The sequence below is a fragment of the Verrucomicrobiota bacterium genome, from assembly GCA_039192515.1.
GTDB lineage: Bacteria > Verrucomicrobiota > Verrucomicrobiia > Methylacidiphilales > JBCCWR01 > JBCCWR01.
This window is the reverse complement of sequence record JBCCXA010000042.1, coordinates 1-25,158: the sequence shown is the minus strand read 5'-3', so window position 1 is coordinate 25,158 and position 25,158 is coordinate 1. Positions and strand designations below refer to the sequence as shown.

The 25,158-nt window shown below is 42.8% G+C and carries 23 protein-coding genes; 16 read left to right on the top strand and 7 right to left on the bottom strand.

Annotation, left to right across the window (positions count from 1 at the left end):
* Positions 1 to 11: 11 nt before the first annotated feature.
* The gene (locus tag AAGA18_14005; protein MEM9446454.1) at positions 12 to 683 is read right to left on the bottom strand and encodes an ATP-binding protein; all 672 of its coding nucleotides are present in this window, start codon (positions 681 to 683) and stop codon (positions 12 to 14) included.
* Positions 684 to 1,184: 501 nt separating this feature from the next.
* Between AAGA18_14005 and AAGA18_14000 the strand changes: the two genes are divergently transcribed.
* From AAGA18_14000 to AAGA18_13980, 5 genes are all read left to right on the top strand, one after another.
* Complete coding sequence (locus AAGA18_14000) at positions 1,185 to 2,990, top strand: CHAT domain-containing protein (GenBank protein MEM9446453.1); 1,806 nt, start codon at positions 1,185 to 1,187, stop codon at positions 2,988 to 2,990.
* 291 nt (positions 2,991 to 3,281) lie between these two features.
* The gene (locus tag AAGA18_13995) at positions 3,282 to 7,967 is read left to right on the top strand and encodes a strawberry notch family protein (protein MEM9446452.1); all 4,686 of its coding nucleotides are present in this window, start codon (positions 3,282 to 3,284) and stop codon (positions 7,965 to 7,967) included.
* 89 nt (positions 7,968 to 8,056) lie between these two features.
* Positions 8,057 to 8,452 carry a hypothetical protein gene (locus AAGA18_13990; protein MEM9446451.1) on the top strand — a complete coding sequence of 132 codons (396 nt, stop codon included), beginning with the start codon at positions 8,057 to 8,059 and terminating at the stop codon, positions 8,450 to 8,452.
* 158 nt (positions 8,453 to 8,610) lie between these two features.
* Positions 8,611 to 9,621, top strand: a complete 1,011-nt coding sequence (locus tag AAGA18_13985; protein MEM9446450.1) for a pentapeptide repeat-containing protein — start codon at positions 8,611 to 8,613, stop codon at positions 9,619 to 9,621.
* Between the two features lie 252 nt (positions 9,622 to 9,873).
* A complete protein-coding gene (locus AAGA18_13980; GenBank protein ID MEM9446449.1) occupies positions 9,874 to 11,814 on the top strand; it encodes a 3'-5' exonuclease in 1,941 nt (646 codons plus the stop codon).
* On the opposite strand, the gene AAGA18_13975 is transcribed toward AAGA18_13980, so the two are convergent.
* The gene (locus AAGA18_13975) at positions 11,756 to 12,097 is read right to left on the bottom strand and encodes a DUF6464 family protein (GenBank protein MEM9446448.1); all 342 of its coding nucleotides are present in this window, start codon (positions 12,095 to 12,097) and stop codon (positions 11,756 to 11,758) included. The genes AAGA18_13980 and AAGA18_13975 overlap by 59 nt on opposite strands.
* 59 nt (positions 12,098 to 12,156) lie before the next feature.
* A complete protein-coding gene (locus AAGA18_13970; protein MEM9446447.1) occupies positions 12,157 to 13,131 on the bottom strand; it encodes a hypothetical protein in 975 nt (324 codons plus the stop codon).
* 117 nt (positions 13,132 to 13,248) lie between these two features.
* Here AAGA18_13970 and AAGA18_13965 point away from each other — a divergent pair, with 117 nt between their 5' ends.
* The 3 genes from AAGA18_13965 to AAGA18_13955 all read left to right on the top strand — a co-directional run bounded on the left by AAGA18_13965 (position 13,249) and on the right by AAGA18_13955 (position 16,421).
* A complete protein-coding gene (locus AAGA18_13965; GenBank protein ID MEM9446446.1) occupies positions 13,249 to 13,692 on the top strand; it encodes a hypothetical protein in 444 nt (147 codons plus the stop codon).
* Between the two features lie 277 nt (positions 13,693 to 13,969).
* Positions 13,970 to 14,203, top strand: coding sequence for a hypothetical protein (locus tag AAGA18_13960; protein MEM9446445.1), 234 nt, complete (start codon positions 13,970 to 13,972; stop codon positions 14,201 to 14,203).
* Positions 14,204 to 14,849: 646 nt separating this feature from the next.
* Positions 14,850 to 16,421, top strand: coding sequence for a hypothetical protein (locus tag AAGA18_13955; GenBank protein ID MEM9446444.1), 1,572 nt, complete (start codon positions 14,850 to 14,852; stop codon positions 16,419 to 16,421).
* A 175-nt stretch (positions 16,422 to 16,596) separates the two neighbouring features.
* Here AAGA18_13955 and AAGA18_13950 read toward each other — a convergent pair whose 3' ends face one another.
* A complete protein-coding gene (locus AAGA18_13950) occupies positions 16,597 to 17,208 on the bottom strand; it encodes a thermonuclease family protein (GenBank protein MEM9446443.1) in 612 nt (203 codons plus the stop codon).
* Between AAGA18_13950 and AAGA18_13945 the strand changes: the two genes are divergently transcribed.
* The 3 genes from AAGA18_13945 to AAGA18_13935 all read left to right on the top strand — a co-directional run bounded on the left by AAGA18_13945 (position 17,207) and on the right by AAGA18_13935 (position 19,184).
* On the top strand, positions 17,207 to 17,515 hold the full coding sequence (locus AAGA18_13945) for a hypothetical protein (protein MEM9446442.1): 309 nt from the start codon (positions 17,207 to 17,209) through the stop codon (positions 17,513 to 17,515). The two genes, AAGA18_13950 and AAGA18_13945, sit on opposite strands and share 2 nt — an antisense overlap.
* Positions 17,516 to 17,738: 223 nt before the next feature.
* Positions 17,739 to 18,224 carry a hypothetical protein gene (locus AAGA18_13940; protein MEM9446441.1) on the top strand — a complete coding sequence of 162 codons (486 nt, stop codon included), beginning with the start codon at positions 17,739 to 17,741 and terminating at the stop codon, positions 18,222 to 18,224.
* 42 nt (positions 18,225 to 18,266) lie between these two features.
* Positions 18,267 to 19,184, top strand: coding sequence for a hypothetical protein (locus AAGA18_13935; protein MEM9446440.1), 918 nt, complete (start codon positions 18,267 to 18,269; stop codon positions 19,182 to 19,184).
* Positions 19,185 to 19,201: 17 nt separating this feature from the next.
* Here the strand turns inward: AAGA18_13935 and AAGA18_13930 are convergent, their stop codons facing one another.
* The gene (locus tag AAGA18_13930) at positions 19,202 to 19,801 is read right to left on the bottom strand and encodes a hypothetical protein (protein MEM9446439.1); all 600 of its coding nucleotides are present in this window, start codon (positions 19,799 to 19,801) and stop codon (positions 19,202 to 19,204) included.
* Positions 19,802 to 20,504: 703 nt separating this feature from the next.
* Between AAGA18_13930 and AAGA18_13925 the strand changes: the two genes are divergently transcribed.
* Both AAGA18_13925 and AAGA18_13920 read left to right on the top strand, forming a co-directional pair.
* On the top strand, positions 20,505 to 21,356 hold the full coding sequence (locus tag AAGA18_13925) for a hypothetical protein (GenBank protein ID MEM9446438.1): 852 nt from the start codon (positions 20,505 to 20,507) through the stop codon (positions 21,354 to 21,356).
* A gap of 138 nt (positions 21,357 to 21,494) precedes the next feature.
* Positions 21,495 to 22,544 carry a hypothetical protein gene (locus AAGA18_13920; protein ID MEM9446437.1) on the top strand — a complete coding sequence of 350 codons (1,050 nt, stop codon included), beginning with the start codon at positions 21,495 to 21,497 and terminating at the stop codon, positions 22,542 to 22,544.
* 215 nt (positions 22,545 to 22,759) lie between these two features.
* Here the strand turns inward: AAGA18_13920 and AAGA18_13915 are convergent, their stop codons facing one another.
* Positions 22,760 to 23,047 carry a hypothetical protein gene (locus AAGA18_13915; GenBank protein MEM9446436.1) on the bottom strand — a complete coding sequence of 96 codons (288 nt, stop codon included), beginning with the start codon at positions 23,045 to 23,047 and terminating at the stop codon, positions 22,760 to 22,762.
* A gap of 563 nt (positions 23,048 to 23,610) precedes the next feature.
* Between AAGA18_13915 and AAGA18_13910 the strand changes: the two genes are divergently transcribed.
* The 3 genes from AAGA18_13910 (at position 23,611) to AAGA18_13900 (ending at position 24,964) form a co-directional block, all read left to right on the top strand.
* Entirely contained in the window at positions 23,611 to 23,985 is a 375-nt protein-coding gene (locus AAGA18_13910; GenBank protein ID MEM9446435.1) for a hypothetical protein, read from the top strand.
* A 17-nt stretch (positions 23,986 to 24,002) separates the two neighbouring features.
* Positions 24,003 to 24,422 (top strand): DUF6876 family protein, encoded by a 420-nt coding sequence (locus AAGA18_13905; protein ID MEM9446434.1) that lies wholly within the window; start codon positions 24,003 to 24,005, stop codon positions 24,420 to 24,422.
* Between the two features lie 245 nt (positions 24,423 to 24,667).
* Positions 24,668 to 24,964, top strand: coding sequence for a hypothetical protein (locus AAGA18_13900; protein ID MEM9446433.1), 297 nt, complete (start codon positions 24,668 to 24,670; stop codon positions 24,962 to 24,964).
* Positions 24,965 to 24,977: 13 nt separating this feature from the next.
* On the opposite strand, the gene AAGA18_13895 is transcribed toward AAGA18_13900, so the two are convergent.
* Positions 24,978 to 25,158: hypothetical protein (locus AAGA18_13895; protein ID MEM9446432.1), on the bottom strand; the 181-nt coding region annotated here is incomplete at its 5' end.

Here is a 25,158-nt window from a genome sequence, read left to right as displayed (position 1 = left end):
TCTCAGGCGTGTTAAGGGATGGAAACTGATGTGATTTTTATGTAAAAGCGTCGCAAACGCAGGAAGTTGTGGCTGTTGGTCAATTTCAGTCTTTTCCTTAAATAGAAACCAAAAAAATGACATTTATCTGATACAAAGTATGGAAGTAACTTCTCTACAAGGCTGCGGGCAATTGTCTCTAGCTTTTTGTTAAGGAGGTTATCGTTTTTTATGTCAATGAGTGAAACGGATGTTCCTCTTTCTTTCTGGGATGTTTCTTGGATATTCTCATCGACAATAATTTCTTTGTCCAAGCCCATGGCAAAGGTTCTGGTTTTATACTTGCCGCCATCTAAATATGTGCTTTTGATATGAACGCCTTTGAAGTACTTTAAACACACAAACCGGCCAAAGCCTTTACCACCCTTTTTGATTTTATAGTCGGTATACAGTTCATCAAATGAATTCCTATTCTTCTGCGTGAAGCCGATACCATTATCTTGAACTCCAATGCCTACTATTGGAGGAAGGCTATATAGCTCGCCCTGAGTCGCGCGTTTTACAATTACCTTGATTTTCCCTGGTTCAACTTCAGCTTCTTCAATGGCTTGAATCGCATTCACGATCAACTCAATCAGCGGTGTAAAAATGGTTGTGTTGGAGCGGATGTTATCAACGAGCCCTTTTACATTGATATTACTCATCTTAGGTAATGCTGATTGGAATAGCGATGACGTCAATTCATGATAACTCAGTCGGCTTTGGTGCATAAGTAAATCCATTCATACCAATAGTTTCAGCGATCAAGATCCAGAAAAATGCCCTATTTCTAGCCTTTTCAGCGCCTGAAACCCTTATCAGTCAAGGGCTGAATTATGCACCAAAGCCAACTCAGTCTAAAATACGGCTAAGCCCGACCAAATCTCTGTTTTCCTATAGCTCCCCTTATTGACTATCTGTATGTTGACCATAAGCGGTTCGACTCGTACTTGAAATCTAGCCAAAATAGGGTTGTAATTATCTTTAACTGCAGGGCACTACCGGTCTCTGTAGCTTTGTTAGTTGTAGTCGGATTTGGTTGAATAAGGTTTGGTTGAGATCTCAATGCTAATTTTTAATCTTAATAAGCAACTTTTAACAGCAATATTGGTTAAGCTGTGGAAACTCATAGAGTTTCAGCCCAATTCATTTAGCCTTGAAAATCAATGACTGTTGAAGTAGCCGATAGTGGTGATTTCAAAAAAAGAATATTAATTTTGGCTGCTAACCCAAAAGATGCAGAGCGTCTTCGCCTGGATAAAGAGGTGCGTGAAATAGGAGAAGGATTAAGACGTGCTAATCAGAGAGAAGACTTTGAACTTATCTCAACATGGGCTGTTAGAACTAATGATTTGCGGAGAGCCTTATTAGACTATCAGCCTCATGTTGTTCATTTTTCAGGATATGGAGCTGGAGAATCTGGTATAGCTTTAGAAAATAACTTAGGACACACTCAACTTGTTACGGCTAATGCTCTTTCAAGGTTATTCAGTCTTTTTCGCGAACAAGTTGAGTGTGTCTTGCTCAATGCATGTTACTCTCATATCCAAGCTTCAGCAATTCATAACTGTATAGATATCGTTATTGGTATGAATCAGGCTATTGGTGACGATGCCGCTATTCAGTTTGCGATTGGATTCTACGATGCACTGGGTGCAGGTCGACAGTATAGAGATGCTTATGAGTTTGGATGTAATGCAATTGATTTAGATGGCATTCCTGAAAGTTTTACACCAGTTTTATATCATAACCTAAACGATGGGATGTATGAATCGTCTGCATCAAGCACAACTAATAAGAACGATAAAGGCTATTCTGCGTCTATCAAAAAACGAGCAAAAACAACATTTGAAATAGTTGTTGAGGCTGATGAAAACAAGGAAAATCTCGATGTGTTATTGGCTGCGCTAAAAAAACTTTCAGGTGACTCGACTTTAAAGATACGTAAGATTGAAAAAGGGAGTATAAAATTAACAATAGAGGGAAGTGAAGATGCATTTTTTCGGCTTCAATCTCTGTTTAATTCTGGAGCATTGAACCAAGAGCTAGATTTGATTGTAAAATCTCTGCGAAAGACACCAAATAGATCTCAAAAAGAGGCTGGATCGGTTAGGGGCGCAACAGATGAAGAGCTACTTCAATGGATTGAAGCTTCTAAAAGTTCAATCAGAAAAGAGAAAGAGCAAGCACTTGGCAATCTCTATGTCTATTTAGAATTAGATGCAATAAAACGATATAAATCTAGGTATCCGGTACTGAATATTGCTTCAATTGAACTGAGCTTCAATGAAGTACTTTCTAGAACTTTAGATCATGCTCTGGAATTGAGTGTGGATAAAAATCGCTCACCAAACCTTCCCACTATTACGGACTTTAGTATTTTAGCCGACGCTACTGGTAAACCTTACTCAATCAGTCTTCGTCTTCGTAGTTGGCTTGATCAGGCTTGGGGGCTTCGATGGAGTGTTCTCTCCATTATCACAAAAGCAAACAGCAAAGATTTTGATGGCCGCCCTGTAGTGGCTTCATTGAAGCAGCGGTATGCAAGTACTTCTTCTGTATCCCTTGTACAATCCACTGAGGATAGTAGTCAATCTATCGAGGACAGCAGCTTAGAGGAGATAATTTGGCGTGATCGGATGCTTTCATATAGTGTTGTTAGTGCTTTAAGTAAAGTGATCGAACGACCCGAAATACGAGAGTATTTAAGTTCAAGTCATTATGAAAAATATCCACACCTTAATGCTTATACGACAACCAAGTATCTGCTTGAGAATGTAGGTGGCACCTGGAGTAGAGGTACTGCAAAGTCTGTGGCTGCTCTCATGAAAGAACACATTAGCACAAGAAAAATGGCACAAAATTTTATGGTGTCAAGGCATGTCGCAAAAAGTTGGCAACACAAGTATTTTGCCTTTATGAAGAACTTTCTCATGGATGCGTATAAACAAGGTGAATTTAATAATGACTAGGACCAGCGAGGTACTTAAACAGAAAGCAATTCCTTCGTACTCAACACCTTTGGCCCAAATCGATAGAGCCGTTCCTGCTCATGGACTGCGGTAAGGGGTGCCCGATACTGCTTTTGAGTCTGGCCCACCTATACAGCCGGTTGAATGCCCGTTAAACCCTGGCCATCCTCGGTAATCTCAAGCTGCTGTGTTGTCGCAATTGGTGTCAATGGGATCTCATTAGAAGAAAAAGTTTAGTAAGCCTCTCCTTTGTAGTAAAACGGCGTTCTATTTTAGTCAACGCTGTAATTAATGATCCATGAAGTCCCTTCATTGCTGTCGGGGGCAATGCGCCCAGTGCCAAGCGCTGTCCCTGAATCAGAACTAAACGGGGGAGCTGCACCTACAAAACGAGCCCTTGCCCCAGAGCAGTACGCAGAAAAACTCTTTAATGTCGCAAGGACGATAGCCACTCGGTTACAGGTTGATGTTCCTCTCGACAAAGAACAACGAAAAGCCTTTCGAGCAGGCTTAAAAACTGAGCTTTATAAAAGTGGCGGTTGGATGTCTAAAGAGTTTGGTGGTGATTCAAACTCTCTTCTTTGGAGCCATAAAGATGTCTATGAGGCAGAAGAGGTTGCCCTGGTGATGCTGCTTCACTCAGCTGCAAGGAGCATTAAAAATCAGCAGTGGAGTCCCCCGCAGGTGCTGAACTACCTACGGGATAAACAAGACCTCTGCCTTACCCATTCAAGCCGGTCTGCTGAACAAGAAAAATTTCAACAGTTCTCAACGCCCCTGCCACTGGCCTATATCGCAATGCGAGCCGCACGGGTTACCCCGAATGACGTGTTTGTAGAACCAAGCGCCGGAACCGGCATCATTGCAACCATGGCTAAGCTCAATGGTGCTGAAGTGATCGTTAATGACCTCTCAGATAAACGCCATGCAATCCTTGGCCGAATCTTTGACCCAGAGCGCACCTTTAAGCTCAACGCAGAACAGCTCCATGACCGGCTCCCCCTTGGCATAAAGCCATCGGTGATTATTGCCAATCCTCCATTTTCCCACTCACCAGGACTCAGACGGGCTAACACCGGCACCACCTTAAAGCACCTGCAAGCAGCCCTCGATAGGCTCTCCCCTGGTGGCCGCATGGTGCTGATAACGGGTGAAAACTTCAAACCTGGCAGCAAGACCTGGGGAAAGCACTTTCCAAAGATTCAAGAGCAAGCCACCGTCATCGGCTCCTTTGCTGTGGATAAACAGGCATTTGCTAAACATGGGACCACCTTTGCTGCACGGGTCACGGTATTTGATAAGGTCCCAGCTCCCGATCCCACTACCTTTGTTCCGATAGGGAATGCCCCACTAAAAAGCCATGAGCTACTCCGTGAAGTTCATGCCCTCCCGCCACGGCATTCTCCAGAGGGAGCACGGCTCGTCTATGCCGTTCCCGATAGACCAACGCCAGCAAAGAAAGCTCCGCCACGACGGGCCACCCCTCGGCCAGTTCTTAAAAAGAAAGTAACTCCACCGGCAGTAACCCCAGCACCAGTGAGTATTCCCGTTGGCCAGGACCCTAAAGAGCTGCCACCGGCAGCGCCTGGGATCGCATCTGAGTCACCTCCGGTCCAAGTACCCCCGGTTGAAGAAGCCCCCAAGGTTGCACGGGTAAAGCGACAGCGCACACTGGCAAAGGCAAAGGCCATTATCGAAACACCGTCATCGGCTCCCACCATTGACCTTACCGATGTGGTGGACGTGGAGTACCGGGTTATCGGAATGCCGGTCAATGATAGTGGCGGCGTTGATGACACTACCTTTGAGCGCTACAAACCAAAACGAATCGAGATTGCAGGAGCCCACCCACATCCAACGGATCTGGTTGAAAGTCAGGCCATGTCGGTGGTGCTTCCACCAGAGCCAAGCTATAAACCGGTGCTGCCAAAAGCAGTGATCGCAGAGGGGGTATTGTCTGATGCTCAGATCGAGACTGTTACTTATGCCGGGAACGCTCACCAGGGGTTCCTCAATGGTTATTTCCTGGTAACTGATGACGGAGAAACTACAGAACCAACCGTGCCCAGTAATCCAGATGCGGTGCAGTTTCGACGAGGCTATTTCCTTGGCGATGGCACCGGCTGCGGGAAGGGACGACAGGTAGCAGGCATCATCATGGATAACGTCTTACAGGGACGGAAAAAGGCGGTGTGGGTTTCTATGTCAAAGACCCTACAGGAAGACGCTAAACGAGACTGGGAAGCCCTTGGGGGTAATCCAGATGATGTGCATCTTCAAGGAAGCTGGAAGATAAATCAGCCCATTGAACTCCCAGACGGCATTCTCTTTACCACCTATTCCACGTTGCGCTCTACACGGTCTAATGGAGGGAATCACTATAGCCGGTTACAGCAGATAAGTGACTGGTTAGGAGACGCCTTTGACGGCTGTATCGCCTTTGATGAAGCCCATAACATGGGGGGAGCCGTAGGGAAGGTGACCAGTATGGGTGTTACTGCCCCCTCTCAGCAGGGCTTAGCAGGCTTAAAAATCCAAAACCTGCACCCAGATGCCAGAGTTATTTATGTGAGCGCCACGGGAGCCACCGAAGTCTCTCACTTAGCTTATGCTTCACGGCTGGGCCTCTGGTCTACTGGAGAATTCCCCTTTGAAAGCCGGTCCAGTTTTATCAGCCAGGTCGATGCCGGAGGGCAGGCCGCAATGGAGATGGTGGCACGGGATATAAAAGCCCTTGGGCTCTATAATGCACGGGTGCTGAGCTTTGATGGGGTAGAGAATGAACCGCTAGAGGTTTCACTTACCGATGACCAAAAACGGATCTATAACAAATTTGCCGATGCTTTTTACATCATTCACCACAACCTACAAGAAGCCTTGCAAGTTGCAGGGGTGGTGAGCCCTGATGGGTATGCCTATAACAGCCGAGCAAAAGCCGCTGCTATATCCGTATTTGAAGGCACCAGGCAGCGGTTTTTTAACCATCTGCTCACTTCAATGAAAACCCCTGAAATGATTGAGGCGATTGAGGATGACTTAGCGCATGAGCGCTCCTGCGTTATCCAGATAGTGAGCACTAATGAAGCGATTTTAGATAGAAAACTCTCATCGGTGCCAGTGGGAGAACGAGACAATCTCCAGATAGACTTTACCCCCCGTGAAGGCATCCTTGAATACCTCGATAGATCATTTCCAACCACGCTCTTTGAACCCTACGAAGATGAGTATGGTAATATCCGCTCTCGCATCGTGAAAGACGCAGAGGATAACCCAGTGCAGTGCCAGCGGGCACTAGAGATGAAAGAGGACCTTATCAAAGAGCTAATGCTCTTACCTGAGATGCCAGGGGCCTTAGAACAAATTCTGTTCCACTTTGGAGAGGAAAGCGTTGCAGAAGTAACTGGGCGAAGCCAGCGAATACTCTACGACCCTGACTCAGGACGCTACCACGCTTCAAAACGAGGCGCACGGGCTAACTCAGAAGAGACCAAAGCCTTTCAAAGTGGAGAAAAACGAATTCTTGTTTTTTCTCAGGCTGGAGGAACCGGACGAAGTTACCACGCCTCCCTTGCCTGCCAGAACCAGCAGCGCAGGGTTCACTACCTACTAGAACCAGGCTGGAACGCTGCCACCGCTATCCAGGGCTTTGGCCGCACCCACCGAACGCACCAGGCGTCAGCACCCATCGTGCGCGTGGTATCGACTGATGTACTTGGCGAACGACGATTTACCGCAACTATTAGCCGACGTATTGGACAACTTGGAGCGCTCACCAGGGGCCAGCGGGATGCAGCGGGGCAGGGCGTCTTTACCGCAGAAAATAACCTTGAATCCGATTACGCCAAGTATGCCCTTTCCCTCTTCTACAACCGGATGGCCCAGAACCGGATAGAAGGGATGAGCTGTGCTGAATTTGAGGACATTACAGGACTGGCTCTTAAAACCAGGGAAGGGGCTATAAAAGCTGATATGCCACCGATGTCACGGTTCCTAAACCGGATGTTGGCATTGCCGATTGAAAAACAGAATTTTATCTTTGGTGAATTTGAAGCCCTGCATATGGGGGCTATCGAAGCTGCCAAAGAAAGCGGGAAGTACGATAAGGGCGTAAAAGCCCTGCGGGATAGCACCTTTACCCTGGTGGGCAATACGCTGCTCTACACTCATCCAACGACAGAAAGTACAACCACCTGTTTAGAGCTGGATGTAAAAACAAAAGTCTCTATTCTCTCCTCAGATGCAGCGCTTACCCAGGTAAAAAAAGACTATCCAGATGACTGGTATGAACGGTTATACCAAAATGCAGAATCAAAGAATGCGGCTGTCCGTATCAAGGCAAGACCGGTTACCAATAAGAATGGCGTTCTTGAAGAACGAGTTGGTTTATTACGGCCCAACACTACGTTGATGAGCCGAGTCGATACTTTTGAAGCCTCAAACTGGCGAAAGGTATTGATCGATGAATGGAAGCAGGCATGGGACGCTCAAGTAGCAAAGCTACCCACCCATACAGAATCCAAAGGGTACCTGGTATCAGGTTTGCTCCTTCCTGTCTGGGACACGATGAGCCAGGAAGACCCTACAGTCTATAAGATTGAGCTTACTAACGGTGAGCGGGTCCTGGGCCGGATGATAGCCCCAGAATCAGTAGAGGAAATCAGTAAAGCCATGGGGGTTAGTGCTGATATCTCGCTAACTCCAGCCGAGGTGTATAACGCTGTGCTCCATGATGGTAGTCAGATTCCTCTTGGGAGTGGATATGTGCTAAAGCGATCCATGGTAGAGCAGCAGTGCCGAATTGAAGTGACCGGCAAAATTAGTGATGCCACTGCCAAGCTCCTTGAGCAGGCAGGATGCCAGTATGAACGCATACGGTGGGATGCTAGGTACTTTATTCCTGTGGATGATGAGGGAGTCGTTGGTACTGGGGTTGTCGGAAATGTGATGGAGTTATTTGGACGAGGTATTCGTCAATAGTTTTGCTTAATATTTTTCCAGTTCATCCTCAATTACAATATTCATATTCTTGAAATTAATTCAGCGTAGAGGTATTACTGTATTTTGCGATGAAATTAACAACATCTGCTCTATTAGCGTTCAGCATAGCTGCTTCAAGCATTAGTATTACCTCTCAGCCTTCATATGCTTTTGATCCTGAAGCTGCGACTGAGGCAGCTAATCCAGTAGCTAATCCAATAGAATTCCGAGAGAATATGGATTACATACGCAGTATTGGAAATCATGCTAGAGAAAGAATCAATATTCCCAACCAATATGACTTATGGGATAAGATTCATGACTCAGCTCAAGAAATAGCAGAAGTAAACTCAGATAAATATCATTTATTAGTTGCTGATTATACGTTTTCAGCACTAACTATTGACCGCGATCCTGATCAGGTATCTCTGTGGAACCAAATTGAAGATGCCGCACGAAACGATCTAGGAATAGCCAGTTTTTGATTGTTTTAAGGTATATTTCACCTATTTTTTGTAGAGACTTATTTTTTACTTTCTATTGTTCAGCATAATTCTTCTGCGAGGAGTGTAATACTGATTCCGAATTCCTAGATATTTGGAATTTTGATGGCTTGTCAGCTTATAGGTAGGGTTGAACTAGATTGAGTTGTTCACTAATGATGTTCTTGAATTGGAGACGAAGACTAAAACATAGAAAAAACTGTAACGAAAGGCATCATAATTCTATTGAGAAAATATCGTATGGGCTTTATCAAAACCGTCTATTACTAGAGCGTCCAGGAGATGCGAATAGTGATTGGAAGATAGCTGAAGAAATTTCTAAGAGTTTTATAAAAAGGATACTCTTTGCTGGTAATCAACCTCTTATAAAATTAGAAAAAAAGATACTAGAACCAATGTTGATGTGGGCTAATAATTTAGCTCTTTTAGAACTTTTAAGTTTAGTTGGAAATATTGGGCTCATTATTGCAGTTGGCATGTATATCGCTTCAGAGAAGCAGCGACGTGACACAGAAGTACTTACTGCTTGGCAAACTATCTCTAATGCTCATGGACAACCTGGCGATGCAGGGCGGATAGATGCTTTAGAGTTTCTCAATGCTTCTCCTCGAAATAGCAAATATAAATATTCTGGAGCTAACTGGCGACGACGAGCTATTTGTCTTTGGATATGTACTTGGAAACGTGAAAGTTTAGCGGGTATTGACCTTTCTGTAGATCCTATGGATATGTCTGAGCTAGATATTCAGAACAGTGTTTTTAGTGAAATAGAATCTAATGATGACATTAGAAGAGTTCTTTTGAACGAAGTTCAATTGCCAGAAGCTTATCTTTGGAGAGCTAACCTTCAAGGAGTTGATTTGGCAGAGGCTAATCTCCAAAACGCTGACTTGCGAGAGGCAAATCTCAAGAATGCTTCTCTTTGGGGAATCAATCTTCACGAGGCTTACTTAGTAGAGGCCAATCTTCAAGGAGTTATTATGGATGGAGCCATTATGGATGGAGCCAATCTTCAAGATGCTGATCTGACGGGAGCTAATCTTCAAAAAGCAAAACTATTGAATCCAGAACAGCTTAAGCAGGCTAAGCTTTGTAGGACAAAGCTTCCACCTAAATTTTCCTTAGATCCTAACCGTGATTGTCAAGAGTAAAGTGTGAGTCTAAATTTAGCTCAACGCTTATTGCCAGATTTATCTTCTATCGAGATATTAGTTTTATCTAGTGCGCGATTACAGGCCAGTTATAAAGCATTTGGGCAAAGGGAATACTTGAGAGCGGTTTATTAATCCAGAATTTCTGTGAACAACTTACAGGAATTCTGGATTAGGCTCTTGTTCCAGGAATACTACTTCCTAGTACCCTAGAAAAACTGCTCAAAGATATGGTTTAGCTGGTGTATAACCATGGCTCTAATGATTCCTGCCACCCCGTCATCTAAAGCGAGTCAGGGAGAGCAGCAGCTCTTTAGGGTTTTGAGCATCCAACTGCCAGATGACTTCATTGTTTGGTATGAGCCACGAGTTAATGACCTTTACCCCGATTTCGTCATACTTGGTCCCCGTTTCGGGCTCCTCATTTTAGAGGTAAAAGGGTGGTATGCCTCCCAGGTAGAACGGGCTGATAATAATTTTTTCGATATTCGATGGCAACGGAAAGGTATTACCAAGACTGAAACGTATCAGCACCCGCTAAGGCAGGGCCATGGGTACTTTGGGTCCGTGGCTGATAGGCTGAAAACCTACCCGATTCTATGTAACGAAGAAGGCAATTATCAGGGGCGCTTGTGCTTTCCTATCGGCGTGGGAGCCGTTATGAGTAATATGACGGAAGCGCAGGCCCGTGATGAAAATTTGTATGTCCTTCTAGAGCAACCAACGGTTGCGTATCGGGACGAGTTACTGAGCTGGGCTCACATACCGGACGCTGAGCTACTCCAACGGCTCAAAGGCATGTTTACCAAGGCAGACTTTTCCTTTCCAGCCTTAACCGCAGATCAGGTGAGCACCATCAAAGGGATTCTGCATCCTGAAGTGGCCATTAAAGAGGTCCCTGCTACTCAAATAAGCCTATCGTTTGAGCCAGAAGAGTCTTTACCCTCAACAGCGACCGTCCTATTAAGCCTTGATGCAGAGCAAGAACGGATGGCCCGGACGATGAAAGGTGGTCATCGGCTGATATTTGGTGTTGCTGGTTCTGGGAAAACGTTAATTCTGACAGCCCGTGCGAAAGCCCTAGCAAATCGGCTTACACAGCATCGTATCCTGATTCTGTGTTTCAATATTGCCTTGGCAGCGCAGCTAAGATCGCAACTCCACGGTGATACTCGTAATCCGCAGTATAAGGATCGTATTGAGGTTCTACACTTCCATAGCTGGGCAAAGACGCTGCTTGGAAGCTTACCCAATCCGCGTCAATTCAATAATGATGAGGATTACAACCAGTTCTTAGGCGAACAGGTATTAGCTAAGCTTCAATCCCTACCCGTTGAGCAGCGCTGGGATTCAGTGCTCGTGGATGAAGCCCATACGTTTTCACAGAGCTGGTTTTCCTGCTGTGTGGCGGCATTAAAGGACCAGGTGGATGGTGACTTGTTGATTGTGAGTGATGGGAGTCAAAGCCTCTATAAGCGGAAGCAATTTACCTGGAAGTCTGTTGGTGTTAAAGCTGTTGGGCGATCACAACGACTCACTCAAAACTATCGAAATACTCAAGAGATTTTAACTGCTGCCTGGGGTATCTTACAGAGCGATGGCCAAGCTGCTGATGTAGGTGAAACCTTCCCTGCTGTAGAGCCTGGGGCTGCTCTCCGTCATGGCTCAAAGCCAACACTCAGTATCGCTCGTTCCAAGAAAGCTGTAGAGAACGCCATTCTTGAGAAACTCAAAACACTCTTAAATTCTGGGTATTCTGCATCAGAGATAGCGATTCTCTATCGCTGGAAATCAAAGAAAGAAGACGATTCGTTTCGTTCTCTTTTAGGTGAATTGAAGGAATTAAACGTTGATTACTACTGGGTTACAGAGAATCAATCTACCAAGCGTAATTATGATAGTACTCAACCTGGCATTCGGATTGTGACCACTCTCTCATCGTTAGGCTTAGAGTTTAAGGTTGTTCTTTTGATGTGGGTTGATCAGTTCTGGGACTGTCAGAGTAAAGATAGTGATAAAGCGACGATGGCCAGGCGGCAACTCTATGTGGCAATGACCAGGGCTCAGGATGAGCTGCATTTATTTTCAGGCAAGCAAACTCAATTTTTGAAATCGAATCATATTGCCGTGAACTTCACTGTTGAATCGGCTCCTCCCTCCACCAACATTCAGCGCACTCCCACTGTGTGTTAGGTGAGGTAGGTTGAGAAATTGGCATTTCGCAGTGTGGACAACGGCCAGTAAATATTGGGTGCCAGTCAAGAAGCGCCAGCCTTTGCTCATCGGTGGGCTGAGTCTTTATCTGAGGAATCCAGTCCCCTGCATAGTATCCACCGCCTAACGGCTTACGAGGGGGCTCTAGCGCCTCATAGTCTGGGCATTCATCGCCTTCTGGCCCAGAAGGATTTACCCCGCAGACCATGTAAGGTGAGCGGGCATAGAAGTGGCAGTGATCGCAATCAGGGGTTTTAGGCATATCGAATTAGGATATTCGCTCCTGTAGAGGATGGCCTAAGATTCCCGCTGATGGCAGTTTTATGCAGCTACGACCACAGGTTTTTCAGTTTCAGTAAGGTTATTAGCATCAATGACGGCAAGCATGTCGTCTTTACTGAGAACCTCTAAAAGCGCATTCCTATTACCTTTCCTATTAATGCCAGGAATAGTTGGTGCGCCCTTTGGCTTATTGATCTTGTTAATGGCCCGTGCGATTCTTCTGAGTCCTTCTTGGCTCGTCTCTGTAAGCTCTGATTTAAGCACTGTATAGTCAGGGGTAACCGGAATGGTTTCTGATGCTGGTATCGCTTCGGCAGTGGCCATACTGGTAGAAGTATTCGGTGTTACCACGATTTCAGGGGTGGTGGTCGAAGGGATATCCTGTTGCCCACTTCCAGCGATGTAGGAAACGATTCGAGACCGATCAGTGCTTGGATTTGATTCAGTGGCCCTAACTTGCTCAAAGATGGCTTCTACATCGACAGGGTGACCGGCACGGTTAAGCCGTTCCAGCTCAGCCCGAGCCGCTTTGATATCCATCCTAAGCTTAGCGGTTTTATTGAGGGATTCTTCGCTCAGTGTTTCAAGGGCAGCTCTTACTTCAGCCCGAGTGGTGGATGTGGTGTTATTTGCTAGTAATGCCTCCTCAAGCTTAGCTTCAGCTTGTGCTTTAATGCCCTCATGGGCTGTCTCTGCAAGAGCCTGTAGCTGTTCAAGCTGTTCTTGTGGAATAGCAGCACTGTTTCCAAGTGGAGATTTAGCGATATTTAAGTCCCTTACGAGTTCATCGTTTGCAGCTTTGATAGCAATAGTATTCCGGGCTATCTGTATACCTGACTCTGCTTCTGTCTTTACCGTCTCATGGATAGCTTTTGTAGTGTTATCAAGGGTTTCACCGATGCGACTCATCGTGCTTTTAGCCATTTTCCAGAGCGGTGTTTTCTGGATTGTGGCCGGAGCTTGTAAGAGGTCTATATCAGGAGTTCCTATCTGTTTTAAGTGGCTGAGTTTCATACATATCTCTTTGAGTAGACTTAAATAGAACAATGTTTTATTTAAGAAGAGATTTTTAGTCAAACCTATATGGAGAAGAAGTATGCGGTTAGGAAGCTATAAAAATAGGCTGTGTTAATGAGTAGTCTATTCTTAGGAGCGACTGTTAGTGGAGATGCAAGCGGTACAGTCTCCCCTTATGAAAAGGAACTCGAATTAAAAGTTACGTCAGAGTTAAATTCAGAACAGGTAGCAATCTTGCAAAACAAGACAAGGATTTCTTGTTCGAGTATTGCGGTTAAGCTCTATGAGGCGTGGCTTGATGAGCAGTACGATACGTTCTCCCCTGATGATGGGGTTCGGATATTTAGCGAGAATTATCGTGGTGCTTATAGCTCACCTACTGATTTTATTCACGACGAGCGATATTCAGAGCAGTCGTTTTTAGGGGTGAAAGCCCAGTGTGAGCAGGAAGCTACTAGGGCTGAGCTGGATGGGCTCTATCAGTTCATTGATGCCCCTGACCAGTACGGCGAACTAATTTATGTTTTTGATGGGCCTGCTGTGTATGCAAGACGATGAGTAAGGTCTAAGGTATTTTCTAGTGGGGCGGTTTTCTATTTTTGAACAGTAATGAAGGCAACTGATAAGAATATGTGTGAATTAGTGAAACCCTCTGACTGATCGTTTTTAGAGGTTGCTAGAAGTTGTGCTATTTTCCATTGGTTTGGCTGGTATTGGAATGCTGTTGCCTGGGATGTAAAGTAACACTATTTTCTGTTATTGCAGAGGTAATTCAACAAAAAATAGTGTTACAATTTAGTTGTTGTCCTTGATTAGTTCTTGCAAGGAGAAGAGTATGAGTGGTCGAATTAGCCAGGTTACGCTTGATGTGGTTTTAGATACAGGAGATGAGCTTGAAGTTGATCTCATGAATATTCCCGTAGAGGGAGGAATCACGGCAGAAAATATTACAGGTGAGTCTATAAAGGCTCTACATCTGGTTCAACTCGTTCAAGATGTTGTTGAGGAGCATCCAGACTATGTTGATGGAACTGTAGAAGATATGGATGTTACTTATGCTCGTGACTGACTCAACTAGCTCTTCTGCATAAATAGAATGACTTGTATTGTTGAGACGATTATGATGTTTATCCCTCGATAATGGAATTTCGATTATAGCGAGAACTATGGTGGTGCCCATAACTCACCCATTGGCTTGATTCATGACAAGCTATATCTAGAACAGTCGTTTTCGGATGTGACGTCTGGTGTAAGCAGGAAGCTATTAGAGCTGAGCTAGAGGGATTTACCAATTTATTGATGTTCCTAATGATTATGGAAATCCAGGGTATGTATTTAACGGGCCTGCTGTGTATGCAGAACGTTAGTACACATATGAGCGCTCTTTGTTGGTCTAGTGTGTGCCAGTTAAGTATGCGGTCTGATATTTTTCTCGATTTAGCAACGTACTAGATTGTGACACCTTAGTAATGTGTCACAAATTTTTTTAGCATTTTGACTTTAGACGTAATTTGATTGGTACAGGGGCCAGCTTAGTCAGTTATAGAGGCGATATTGCTGTAAAAAGCCAGAATTCATATTGCTCTGATATCAACTGATTCGGCGTAATTACTTGCATCTTCCTAATTTCTACTGAATGGAAAATATTTTTCATTCAATTTTTCGTTTCAAAGTAGAAATTTTTTCTTGCAAAAATCTACAGCCCAAGGGGATCTATGTCTGAGCTGAAGCTAGAGCTTAATGGAATTATTGATAGGTGGGAAGATCAGATGCTTCTCTATGGAAAAATCCATGGAGAGCAGGCAAAAATTTATGCCGATGATCCTAATAATGACTTTAATGAGGATCTTCGACATGTCTATTATGATGGAGAGTTTGCGTTTGCTCAAATTGCTGAATATACCGGTGATAGTTCCTGGTATATATTTGCAGAAAGAGCTGGATCAATTAATGAAGCATATATTCAGGCCAGTTCAGGAGGAACTCAAGGTTTTAGAGCTTTTTCCCATGGTTTAGTTGATCGCTATGAGAGAACTGGCGATGTAGGAGCAAAAGATGCTCTAGTGTTGATGGCACAGAATGGCGGTTGGACTAGAAGCGGAGCCCCAGATTCTTATTCAGAGGATGCTGCATTTAGTCGTGAAGTTGCTTATGGTATTCAGACTTTAGTGAATGCCGAGAAAGTTGGTTTTTCTAATACGGAGCGCCTAGAAGAGCTTGTTGATTTTTCATTCGGCCATCTTGACCAATGGTTTGGGGCTAAAACAGCTCCTTATATCCAGCCCTTTATGGTCGGGCTCACAGCTTATGCTCTGATCGAATATTCTGATGCAACAGACCACCGGGATCAGCAAATAGTTACTGAGCTTACCCATGCATTAGATACACTCTGGGAGTTAACCTGGGATGCTGAAAAGCAGCAATTTGATTACTTCTATGGCGATTTTCCTGATCCTGAAGGCGGGAATATTCCTGATACCACTGATCTTAATCTATTGATTGCACCTGCATATGAGTGGGTTTATCAAGAGACTGGAGAAGAGCGATTTCGGACGAGAGGAGAGGATATTTTCACAGGCGGTGTAACAGGTGCTTGGTTAGGTGGTTCAAAACAATTTAATCAGAACTATCGCTGGAGTTTTGACTATGTAGAACTGTATACAAGTTCTGTGCCTGAACCTCCTTTTGATGCAGCGGCATATCTTGCCTCTCATCCTGACCTCATTAGAGCCTTTGGTTATGACTTGGGTGCAGCGTCACAGCACTATGAGCAATATGGTCGAGGAGAGGGGCGTACAATTACCTTCCAGGCAGATGATTACTTAGCATCCTATGGTGACCTTATTCAAGCTTTTGGTTACGATTTAGGGGCAGCTACTCAACATTACATTCAGCATGGTTTTTGGGAAGGCCGGAGCACGACTTTCAATGCGGCAAGCTATGTTGCTTCCTATGACAGTTTGATTAATACGTTTGGTGTTAATCTTGATGCTGCTACAGAGTACTATATCAAGGGTGGTTTTCAATCAGGTCAGCGCATTACATTTCAGGCAGATAACTACCTTGCTTCCTACGGTGACCTTATAGAAGCATTTGGCTATAACCTAGATGCTGCCGCGATGCACTATATTCAGTATGGTTCATCTGAAGGAAGGGTTCGTGACGGATTTAATGAGGTTGCATATCTCAACAACTATGGGGATTTGCAGGCCGCATTTGGAGGTAACTATGACCTTGCAACCCGTCACTACATTGATTATGGCTATTTTGAAGGCCGTGTCGCTTAACCGCTGATAAAAAGTTGTTTTCAACAAGAAAAGTGAGGTAGTAACCAGATGGTTGTTGCCTCACTTTTCTTTATTGACAGGGATACTCCTGGTCAATATGGAAGGGGGTGATGTATTTAATGGGTTTGTTTTATATGCACAACGCTTGTAGTCAGATGTGTTATCAGTTGTGTTATCAGTTCTGTCTTCTGTAATCCCAAGGCATCACAGGGTTAGGTTGTGCCCAGAACCCAAGTTGATTCTGACGTGCATAGATTTCAGATGCCAGGTACTGATCGCTATCGCAGTTACTTAAGTATTGCCGATATGCAACCGCTGCCCCCTCCTGTACCAGTGCAAGATTGATATTTGAATTCTGTCGGAACGTTTCTGCCATAATTCGACCATAACGGTCCTTGTCAACTGGATTGAGTCTAACCGTGCTGCCAAATGGAAGCAGTGCTTGAAGTCTGGAACGAGCATTAGCTCCATATGGAGCCTGGGCAATTTCAGGAGCATCTATACAGGCAAGACGAACAGTTATGGTGTTATTAGCTTGTCTGACTCGAATCGTATCTCCATCGCTTACGGAAACGACACTCCACGCTCCAACGGCTATATCTGAAAGTGAGGGCGCAGTATCTCCATTAATGGTTTCTGATTCCGGGGGGCGGCTATTGTGACAGTGGTAGCCGCCAGTTTGCCGATTATTATGGCATCCACTTGCATTAGTTCGTCCGGAGTGACCATCTACTGGGGAAAGCAGGATTAGTGCAATCAATGGGGCAAGAATAGCGGCGATTTTCATGATGTTCCGTGAACCGATCAATGCCAGTATTCCCGCTAGTGATAGGGAGGATGAAGTATCGATGACACTAAGGGAAATTCGCCCAAATTCGATATCTGAAATGGGTGAGGCTCTTTTGCAACAACGAAATCAAGCTGCCAACAATCTTTACTCTAAAAGAGCCACACTCAAATACATTGCAATGCTCAAACCAAGCATACCTAGAAATAAGGCAGATATTAATATCAACGATGAGACAAATAACTACTCTACGGAAGACTTCAGTAAGGTTCATACTGTGAATCTTAGAGTGTCATTTGAACATTGAATAAGCATGCTTTATCGACAGCTTTCTATGCTCCTGGCAGTAACTCCAACTACCTAACCACTGAAATATACTCTAAGCTTGAATGTATATGTGTTTAACCGAAAACTTTAGTCTTGATTCATAGGGTTATTTTCAACATCAATAATAATAAAGAAACTCTTGTTTTTTTGATTTAGCACCTTAAATAGACGATATTGTAAATCATATAAATATCTAAAAAAATATGAATAGTCTTGATTTGCAAGTTACTCTATTCATTAAGGGCGCTGAGGTTTTGCCCCAAAAAATTAATCACTTAAATAACCTCTTATTTAAAATAAAGACAGCACTCTTAACTTTGTGGAGTGCTTCGATGGGATGGGCGATTACTACAAAATCAGCAGCCATTTCAACAATAGGTTTATGTCTGATAGCCGGTTTTTTATTTCCAGATATAGCTATCAGCAGATCTCAAGATTTTTATATAAATAGACTGGTCGAAATACATTTTTACCTTCGTAAGCTGAGTAATGCTCAACTTAATCTGTCGGAAACAAAGGGCATACCAGGTAACCTAATTTTTCCACTTACTGCATCTATCGCAGCAGATCATGAGCGTTCAATCAAAAAAATCAACCCAATCCGAAACTTAAAAAGTTATTTTATTGTTCCATATGCAACTCTAATTATTTCAAACATTCTGATATTTGTATATCTATTGCAGATCTAAGTTACTCCAGAATTAAGTTAGTTGTATCTTGGTTTAGTTATCATGGTTAATATTGAAAGAATCAGAAATAAGCTTGCTTCCAATTGGACATATGAAGCTTCAAGCAGCAGGCGCTGTAAGCAAATTGCTGCGCAATTGAATCAGACAAGTGAAACTATTGTGCATGTGTGGTTGCCACGAGAAGGAAATAGTCAGGCAGCTTTAATAAACAGCATACTCAGCGGAAGTACCGATAAGTTTTTTGGTCATGTTTCGATAGATATTCCTGCCAATTATCTTATTCATGAAAGTAAACCACGTATCATAAATCTCTATCCGGAACCTGTGTATATGAGCTTCACTCACGGATTAAGCAAAAGCGAACTATTCTCAGGTTCCAAATATTCTTCATATGAAGAAGAGTGCAGGGGCCGAGGGCAAGAGGCATTTGAAAGCATTAACATAGTCGGACTAAATGCATATTACATGCATAGACAGGCTGATTTGCGCCGTGTATATCATGATCTCGAAGGAGCTGAAGAAACAAAATATAGCGATATATTGAGGATTATGGAAAATCCGCTTGGCGCACTTATTACATTTATAACAGGCAGAGATAGCAATCGCTATAATTTAGAACTCATGAATTGTAGCTCAATATCTAGTCAAATACTTCTTTGCGGAATGCGAGCATATAAAGACTTCAATGGCCACTTTCCTGTTGAGGGATATGATGAAATTATGTCACTTTGGAGTGAAGGTAAAGACGAATTTCTCCAAGCTATTGATGATGAGGAAATATATCTGCCATTTAAGGATTTGGTGCCACACGTTAGGACCGATTTACCCATGTTTGATATAGATGAGACCTACTGGCCCCAGCCTATAGAGACCTATTTCTACGCCAAGATTCTTCAGTTCTGTTTGGCTCAGTCATCTGTAAGAAAAGAGATGATTTCGCTGATGTATGCATACGAGTAGGAAAGAGTCTATCGTTTTTAGAGTTTTATATTTTCGGACAAGTTTTGCATGAGGGGATTTTTCCGAATCAAATCAAATGCTTCACTCCATTTCAACCACTCATCACCAGTGATTCTTTTCTGATTAGCATCACGCAAGGTTATCAAGTTTAAGCGCATTTTTCTGAGAGTTTCTCTTAGACCATCGCCATCAATTCCTAGAAGATCGGTCTCTTTTTCTATTCTTTGAACAACCCTCAATAAATCAAATACATTAGCTGATTCATGATATTTTTTCTGAAAGTCTTGGACTAATCTAGCTACAGATTGCTTACCTGATTTTTGTAGAACTACTCCTTCTGCTAAATCAACTTTATCCCCTATAAACTGACAAAGCTTAGACACTCTATTCCTTAGTTCATCGCGTTCAACTTCAACTGATTCTTCGTTGAGGATACGCACAGCTTCCTGGAGAATTCCTAATTTGTCATAGCAACGCTCTTCCTTAAACACTAATTCTTTGAAAAGCTTTTTAGTTCCTTCAACAAGACCTGATTCTCCAAAGCCTTCATCTTCTAAAAAATCCCTTACTTCTCTAAAAGATCCATTTTCTTCCAGCTCTGGATACCACTTGTTCAAATAGGATAGTATTGCTCTTCTATATAGGACCAGCGGGGGCATCGGTGCAAAAATCTACGGTTTTGAAGTTTTGGACTCAAGTTGGATTAAATCGCCCGCTGGTTATGATTTGAAACCCTTGATTTTTCGTTCAGTGAGGCTCGTGAAACTCCCTAAAACTGTAAGATTAGTTGCGTTACACAGCAAACAATCAAGAAAATATAGGTTACTGAAACCTTTGCCGTAAAAGCGTTTCAAGCGAAACCGTAGGTTTCTGTCGAAATGCCCCCGCTGGTCCCTATTGCAAGATACGGCTCTGATGATAGTTTTGTCTTTTTTACCGGGGTTTCGATGTATATCATTGACCAGAGAGAACATTTGCAGCCGTAGAATCTTGATTAAATTTCCTCACATAAAATAGAGTGGGATCAGTAATGAATTAGTGAAAGCCCCTGAACGAGAGTTTTTGGGCTTTGTCAAAAGTTAGACTACCGTCCACTGACTTGGGAATCCTTGGGCAGTTACTACCTGGGGTATGTATGGTGCGGATTAGTTGGAAGCTATGGTTACGGTTATTCCTTACTGTACTGGTGTGACCCTTTGCGGTGGCTGAGCGAATTCGTAGAGAAGTTTATAGGCGAGGTAGGGGGTCCTAGTTTATGCTCTAGCACAGCATACTCGACTGAGTTATATTAGGTGCGCTTATAATAGTCGAGAAGCACGTATGTATAATTTCCTGGTATCAGCTAATGAAGGTGCTTGGGATGGTGAACCCTGGTCATTGGAAAGATCTCGTTTTCTAGAATATACGGAGAAAGATACTTCTAATAAGTACAAGGAGCTTGGAGAAGAACTGTTAGCTGAAATTATAGAAATGCCAGCTATCTTCGCGTATGAGTCTGGATGTTTCAAAGATCCTTGTTTTGGGTTTATTCGAAGTGTTAGGAAATTGCGGGGCCGACCTATAATGTTGAGGATTGAGTATGAGTTAGTGTCACTTCCTGCTTTTCTCAGTTATAAAAATCTAGAAGAAGAGAGTTTGCAGGATGCTTTGGACATCGGAGGATGGGAATTAAATAGAACCCATTGGGCAATCAAAGATGTCAATCTTATTGCAGAACTTGCTAAGAAAGGGATTTTTCTTCCTACTTGGGTACAGGGTAAGCCTGATGACTATGTGAATTCGGCTCATATTGCTGCACTTAAGTCGATAGAATCGAAGAGCTTTGACCTATCAAAGTTAATAAGACTGTGTGAAGAGATAAATCTTGCGTATTCAAACGGTTCTTACTTTTCTGTATTAATGCTTTTAAGAGCGATTTTAGATCATGTTCCTCCTATCTTTGGTCAACCTGATTTCAATCAGGTAACCAGTCAGTACGGTGGAGTTAAAGATAATAGAAGTTTTAAGTCTTTAATGAGTACTCTTAATAAGGGAGCGAGAAAGCTTGCAGATGAAGTGATGCATAAAAAAATTGGAAGAAGAGTTACTTTGCCTACCCATCAGCAAGTAGAGTTTCGTCAATATCTAGATCGATTGCTCCAAGAAATCATTGCTACTTTAGATATCGAATAGCACCAGTATTTGTTGTTTATTTTTATTTTGGGTGATTTGTAATTCCTTTCTTTCCATACCTCAAAAGGGAAATACGATAGGAGAAGAAAGGTTGGATTCTCTGCGCTATTTCACATAATCTTACTAATAAAGAATTCTATGCCTGAAACTTATTTTGGCCCCTTTGATTATTTTGATAAAACTGGCTGTAAATTTCTTTTTATATTTAACGATGTTGAACCAGATCTGCTAGAGGAAGAAAGAGATCTTGGTTGGGGGTGGTCATTGCGTCGGCTTGATTGGGAGGAGCTTGAAAGGTTTGGTTTTTATCATCACTTTCAGGATTGGCAGCGTTATTCCCTTGGTTCAACTAGTCGCTTGCCACATGCATTACCACGTTATGAAGGAAATTATGATGTAACTCAACTTTTGCCTGTCGAAGAGTGGCGTTTGGCGATGGCCTATGCGGAAGAAGAGGTAGGTATTGGGCCAGGTTCACTTTCTCAAGCTTTGGCGATTTCTGACTTGCAATTACTCATTGGTGCTCGTTCAACAGGTTGTGAAAATCCGACTAATGGAGCCCATTGGCCTCAGTTCGGTGGGTTTGGTATTCGCAATAGGATAACGCCTGTATATGGTCAAGGGAATTTAAATTCGGCAGTTCCATTTCCTTATGAGGCTTTTGAAAATCGGAATTTGGGATCAAAAGCTGATCTAAATAATGCGCGTCAGGTAATTGAGTGGCGTCGTCGTACCTTACCTGATCATGTGCTTGAAGGGGTGTTTCATTTTCTTAATCTGGATCGATTACAGGACTATGAGCCTCTAAAGCATCTTGGTTATTTTTCAATTATTGATGCTTTTCTGACTCATCCACCTGCTGAGGGGGATCGCTTTGACTCTATTACGAGACAGTTGAAGAAAAATATAAAACTACTCGAATACTTTATGAAGGATGTTGATATTAAACTTCCTTTTGACGATTTTGGAGAGACAGGGACTGACAAAGTAATTTCTAAATTATATGCGTATCGGAGTGCTATTGCTCATGGAGGTGACGTAGCTACAGCTCTACAGAAGATGGATGATTTACGTCCAGGTAAGACAAAAACGAATATGTGTTGGATGCATGACTTTTTGAGAACGTTTACTCGTCGTATTTTGCAAATTGCTATCTGGAAGCCCGATCTATTTCTTGTTTTGAAGTAGCTCGTAGAGCAGGGCTAAGATGTCCCTTTACCTACCTTATGCTGTTTTAGTTTGTCTACTATTTGCCTGCTGGTGTTTGGAAATGACTTAGTGGGGGAGAGCTTGGCTATCAACGCCTGTTTCATTTGCTTGACTGTTAAATTCTTTTTGCGGTTATGGGGAGTCGCGCCAGAATTGACGCGACTGTATTGAATTAAATTTTGCTTATAGAGTACTCATAACTCGTTGTGGTTAGAGCTATTGATGGTTTTAATGCTTGGCTTATCAGTATTAGCTTCTACGAGTGTCAGAGGGGGGTTAATGGCTTCCTTGACGGTCTGTAGCTCTACTGCAACTGGGGAGGGCGTAGGGAGCTGAGAAGCTCTTACTAGTAGCTGAGGCATAATCTTAGCCTCTTTAGAATTAAGAAGGATATCAGAGAAAATCCAGCATCCTATAGTCATCCAAATTGCAAATAACTCTAATCCGAAGAAAAATGTTTCTAGTGTTCCGTAATTTTGCATGATTACTAATTTCTGAGGCGAGATTAGTTGATATGTGAGAGTGAAGTGGAGAGGTATCAAAGAGATTGAAACGTATGTGTAGAGTTTTCTCTTGCCCTTCTGAAATAAGTATAGGCCAAAAAGAGAGAAACAGATCGCGTCTTTTTATAAAACTTGTAACAAGTTTCTCTTGTTACAGTACTCAGACTGCAATGATTTTATTGCTATGTGCCTGCACTCTGAATGCTGTCAGTGAAATAGGGTGCATTGGTGTGAGGCCCTAATCGACCAGATAGATGTGTTCAATGGTTGCAGTTGGCTTATTCGTTGTCGAGTTTTGACTATTTGTAGCCTTAGCTAGATAGCGAAAAGTGGAGTGAGTTTAGCTTGAAAATAATTTGTAAGTAGCTGATATCGTTGAACTAAAATTTGCCCTGGATAAAGCAATTTTCTTGATGTGAAAGAAGAAAATCAGTAGAATGAGCTACCGGGAAAACCTTGCAGGTAACCGGTAACTCTATTTATTTTCAACCCGTGCCCTTCCCGTTAGTTTTAGTTTGAGGGCACCGATCAAGAATGAATTGATGAAAACACAATTAAATACTAAATGCAATAATAAAAAAGAGAACAAAGTGCAAAGAAAGAAATTTAGTCTCTCTTTGGTGGTTGCTTACTGTCAAGATGTTGACGATTTTGATACTGGAAAATATCCAGAAAGCTGCATGGTGGAAGTTCTCGACTTCCCTGATTCTTATGCAGAACTTTCTGAACTTCAGAAGTATATTAAGCAGGCGATGAGGAGAAATAGAGCTGACTCGTTTCACATTGAAGGGCTCGATCTTTCTTGCTCATTTATTGGTCAATATACTGATGATATTGAGTCATTATTTTTATTTTCCAAAAAACTAAAGACCTTACTTTCTGATATTGCTCCTGCAATTTCTGAGATTCCGTTTTAATAACTAAAGGATTGAAATTGAATACAGAAAGCAAATTAAAGCCTTCTGAGCTGTTGGAGGGATTAAGCCACTTTCATGGCTCTGATGTCATATACAAAGTGTCACCGCTTTTTCCAGGTTTTTGTATGACAGAGGGGATTCGATATCTTAGAAAAGAGGCTGAATGTCATTGGTTGATCGATGACATCGCAGCATTACAATTGCATCCTAAGATAAAGACTCATCCTAAGTTACAGCAAACACAGTTTTGGTCTCTTATTGCTGCCTCTGATGAGTCAGCAGTACTTAAGTGTGAATGGGATATAGGAAAAGTTGTTTATCGCCAGAAGATTACTTGGACAGACTTCCCTCTTGACTCCATTCGTATCTGGGTCGCTAACGGTTTCTTTAGTAGTGGAGCGCCTTACAGATTGGCTTATCTACCATCGGAGCACTAGTTTCTAAGAGTTGAGCTTTTAACTGTCGTAGGTTGAGGGCTCAACAATTAGAAGTGCTTATCGGGGTTTTCTGTTCCATTACTACTAAAGGGCCATCTTATTCATGAAAAATGTTGCTTGAGAGCTGTAAAACTGGATATTTTGTGTGCAGTAGGTAAAGTAAGCTAAAAAAAACGGGAACTTATTTTTAACTTTGTGCTCCTAGAATGTGGAAAGTCTAAGGCATTAAAAACAAAAGGTTATAAATGAAAACTTTTAGAAAAATTACTGACTTTGATGTTGACGAAATAGATGGTCAAAAAGCTGTTGTTTTTCTCTTAGATGGCTCTGACGTTAATTTCCTAGAATGGTTAGATGAAGATGGTAGTCTTGAGGAAACTAATTCACATTTACTGATAAATCAGTCTGAAGAACTTCGAGAGCTTGGTTATGATGTAGCTTCAGGCTTTGAGCTTGTACATGATATCGACAAGGGTGTTACAGAGTACGGACGATTTGAAACGTTAAAAGATGAACTTAAAAAGTTACTAAAAGAAATATGAGCATAATAAAGAGTTATTTGAGTTTAAGAATCCGTGCCTGTTTACCGTGAAAATCTGTGGTTGTTTCTGGCTTGATGTATTCAGGTGAGATGTCTGGTAATGCTCCATGCTCCTTGAGAATCGAGTCATCAGTCATTAAGGGCTTAGACTGCCGATCTACCACGTAATAGTGCTTGTAATGTTGAAGAGCAGGA

Bases quoted from the DNA above. Each gene is read 5' to 3' on its own strand.
- AAGA18_13980 (MEM9446449.1), top strand. From the start codon at position 9,874: ATGGCTCTAATGATTCCTGCCACCCCGTCATCTAAAGCGAGTCAGGGA.
- AAGA18_13935 (MEM9446440.1), top strand. From the start codon at position 18,267: ATGGTTAATATTGAAAGAATCAGAAATAAGCTTGCTTCCAATTGGACA.
- AAGA18_14000 (MEM9446453.1), top strand. From the start codon at position 1,185: ATGACTGTTGAAGTAGCCGATAGTGGTGATTTCAAAAAAAGAATATTA.
- AAGA18_13960 (MEM9446445.1), top strand. From the start codon at position 13,970: ATGAGTGGTCGAATTAGCCAGGTTACGCTTGATGTGGTTTTAGATACA.
- AAGA18_13955 (MEM9446444.1), top strand. From the start codon at position 14,850: ATGTCTGAGCTGAAGCTAGAGCTTAATGGAATTATTGATAGGTGGGAA.
- AAGA18_13950 (MEM9446443.1), bottom strand. From the start codon at position 17,208: ATGAAAATCGCCGCTATTCTTGCCCCATTGATTGCACTAATCCTGCTT.
- AAGA18_13990 (MEM9446451.1), top strand. From the start codon at position 8,057: ATGAAATTAACAACATCTGCTCTATTAGCGTTCAGCATAGCTGCTTCA.
- AAGA18_13940 (MEM9446441.1), top strand. From the start codon at position 17,739: ATGAATAGTCTTGATTTGCAAGTTACTCTATTCATTAAGGGCGCTGAG.
- AAGA18_14005 (MEM9446454.1), bottom strand. From the start codon at position 683: ATGAGTAATATCAATGTAAAAGGGCTCGTTGATAACATCCGCTCCAAC.
- AAGA18_13975 (MEM9446448.1), bottom strand. From the start codon at position 12,097: ATGCCTAAAACCCCTGATTGCGATCACTGCCACTTCTATGCCCGCTCA.
- AAGA18_13970 (MEM9446447.1), bottom strand. From the start codon at position 13,131: ATGAAACTCAGCCACTTAAAACAGATAGGAACTCCTGATATAGACCTC.
- AAGA18_13915 (MEM9446436.1), bottom strand. From the start codon at position 23,047: ATGCAAAATTACGGAACACTAGAAACATTTTTCTTCGGATTAGAGTTA.
- AAGA18_13965 (MEM9446446.1), top strand. From the start codon at position 13,249: ATGAGTAGTCTATTCTTAGGAGCGACTGTTAGTGGAGATGCAAGCGGT.
- AAGA18_13945 (MEM9446442.1), top strand. From the start codon at position 17,207: ATGATGTTCCGTGAACCGATCAATGCCAGTATTCCCGCTAGTGATAGG.
- AAGA18_13925 (MEM9446438.1), top strand. From the start codon at position 20,505: ATGTATAATTTCCTGGTATCAGCTAATGAAGGTGCTTGGGATGGTGAA.
- AAGA18_13995 (MEM9446452.1), top strand. From the start codon at position 3,282: ATGATCCATGAAGTCCCTTCATTGCTGTCGGGGGCAATGCGCCCAGTG.
- AAGA18_13920 (MEM9446437.1), top strand. From the start codon at position 21,495: ATGCCTGAAACTTATTTTGGCCCCTTTGATTATTTTGATAAAACTGGC.
- AAGA18_13900 (MEM9446433.1), top strand. From the start codon at position 24,668: ATGAAAACTTTTAGAAAAATTACTGACTTTGATGTTGACGAAATAGAT.
- AAGA18_13910 (MEM9446435.1), top strand. From the start codon at position 23,611: ATGAAAACACAATTAAATACTAAATGCAATAATAAAAAAGAGAACAAA.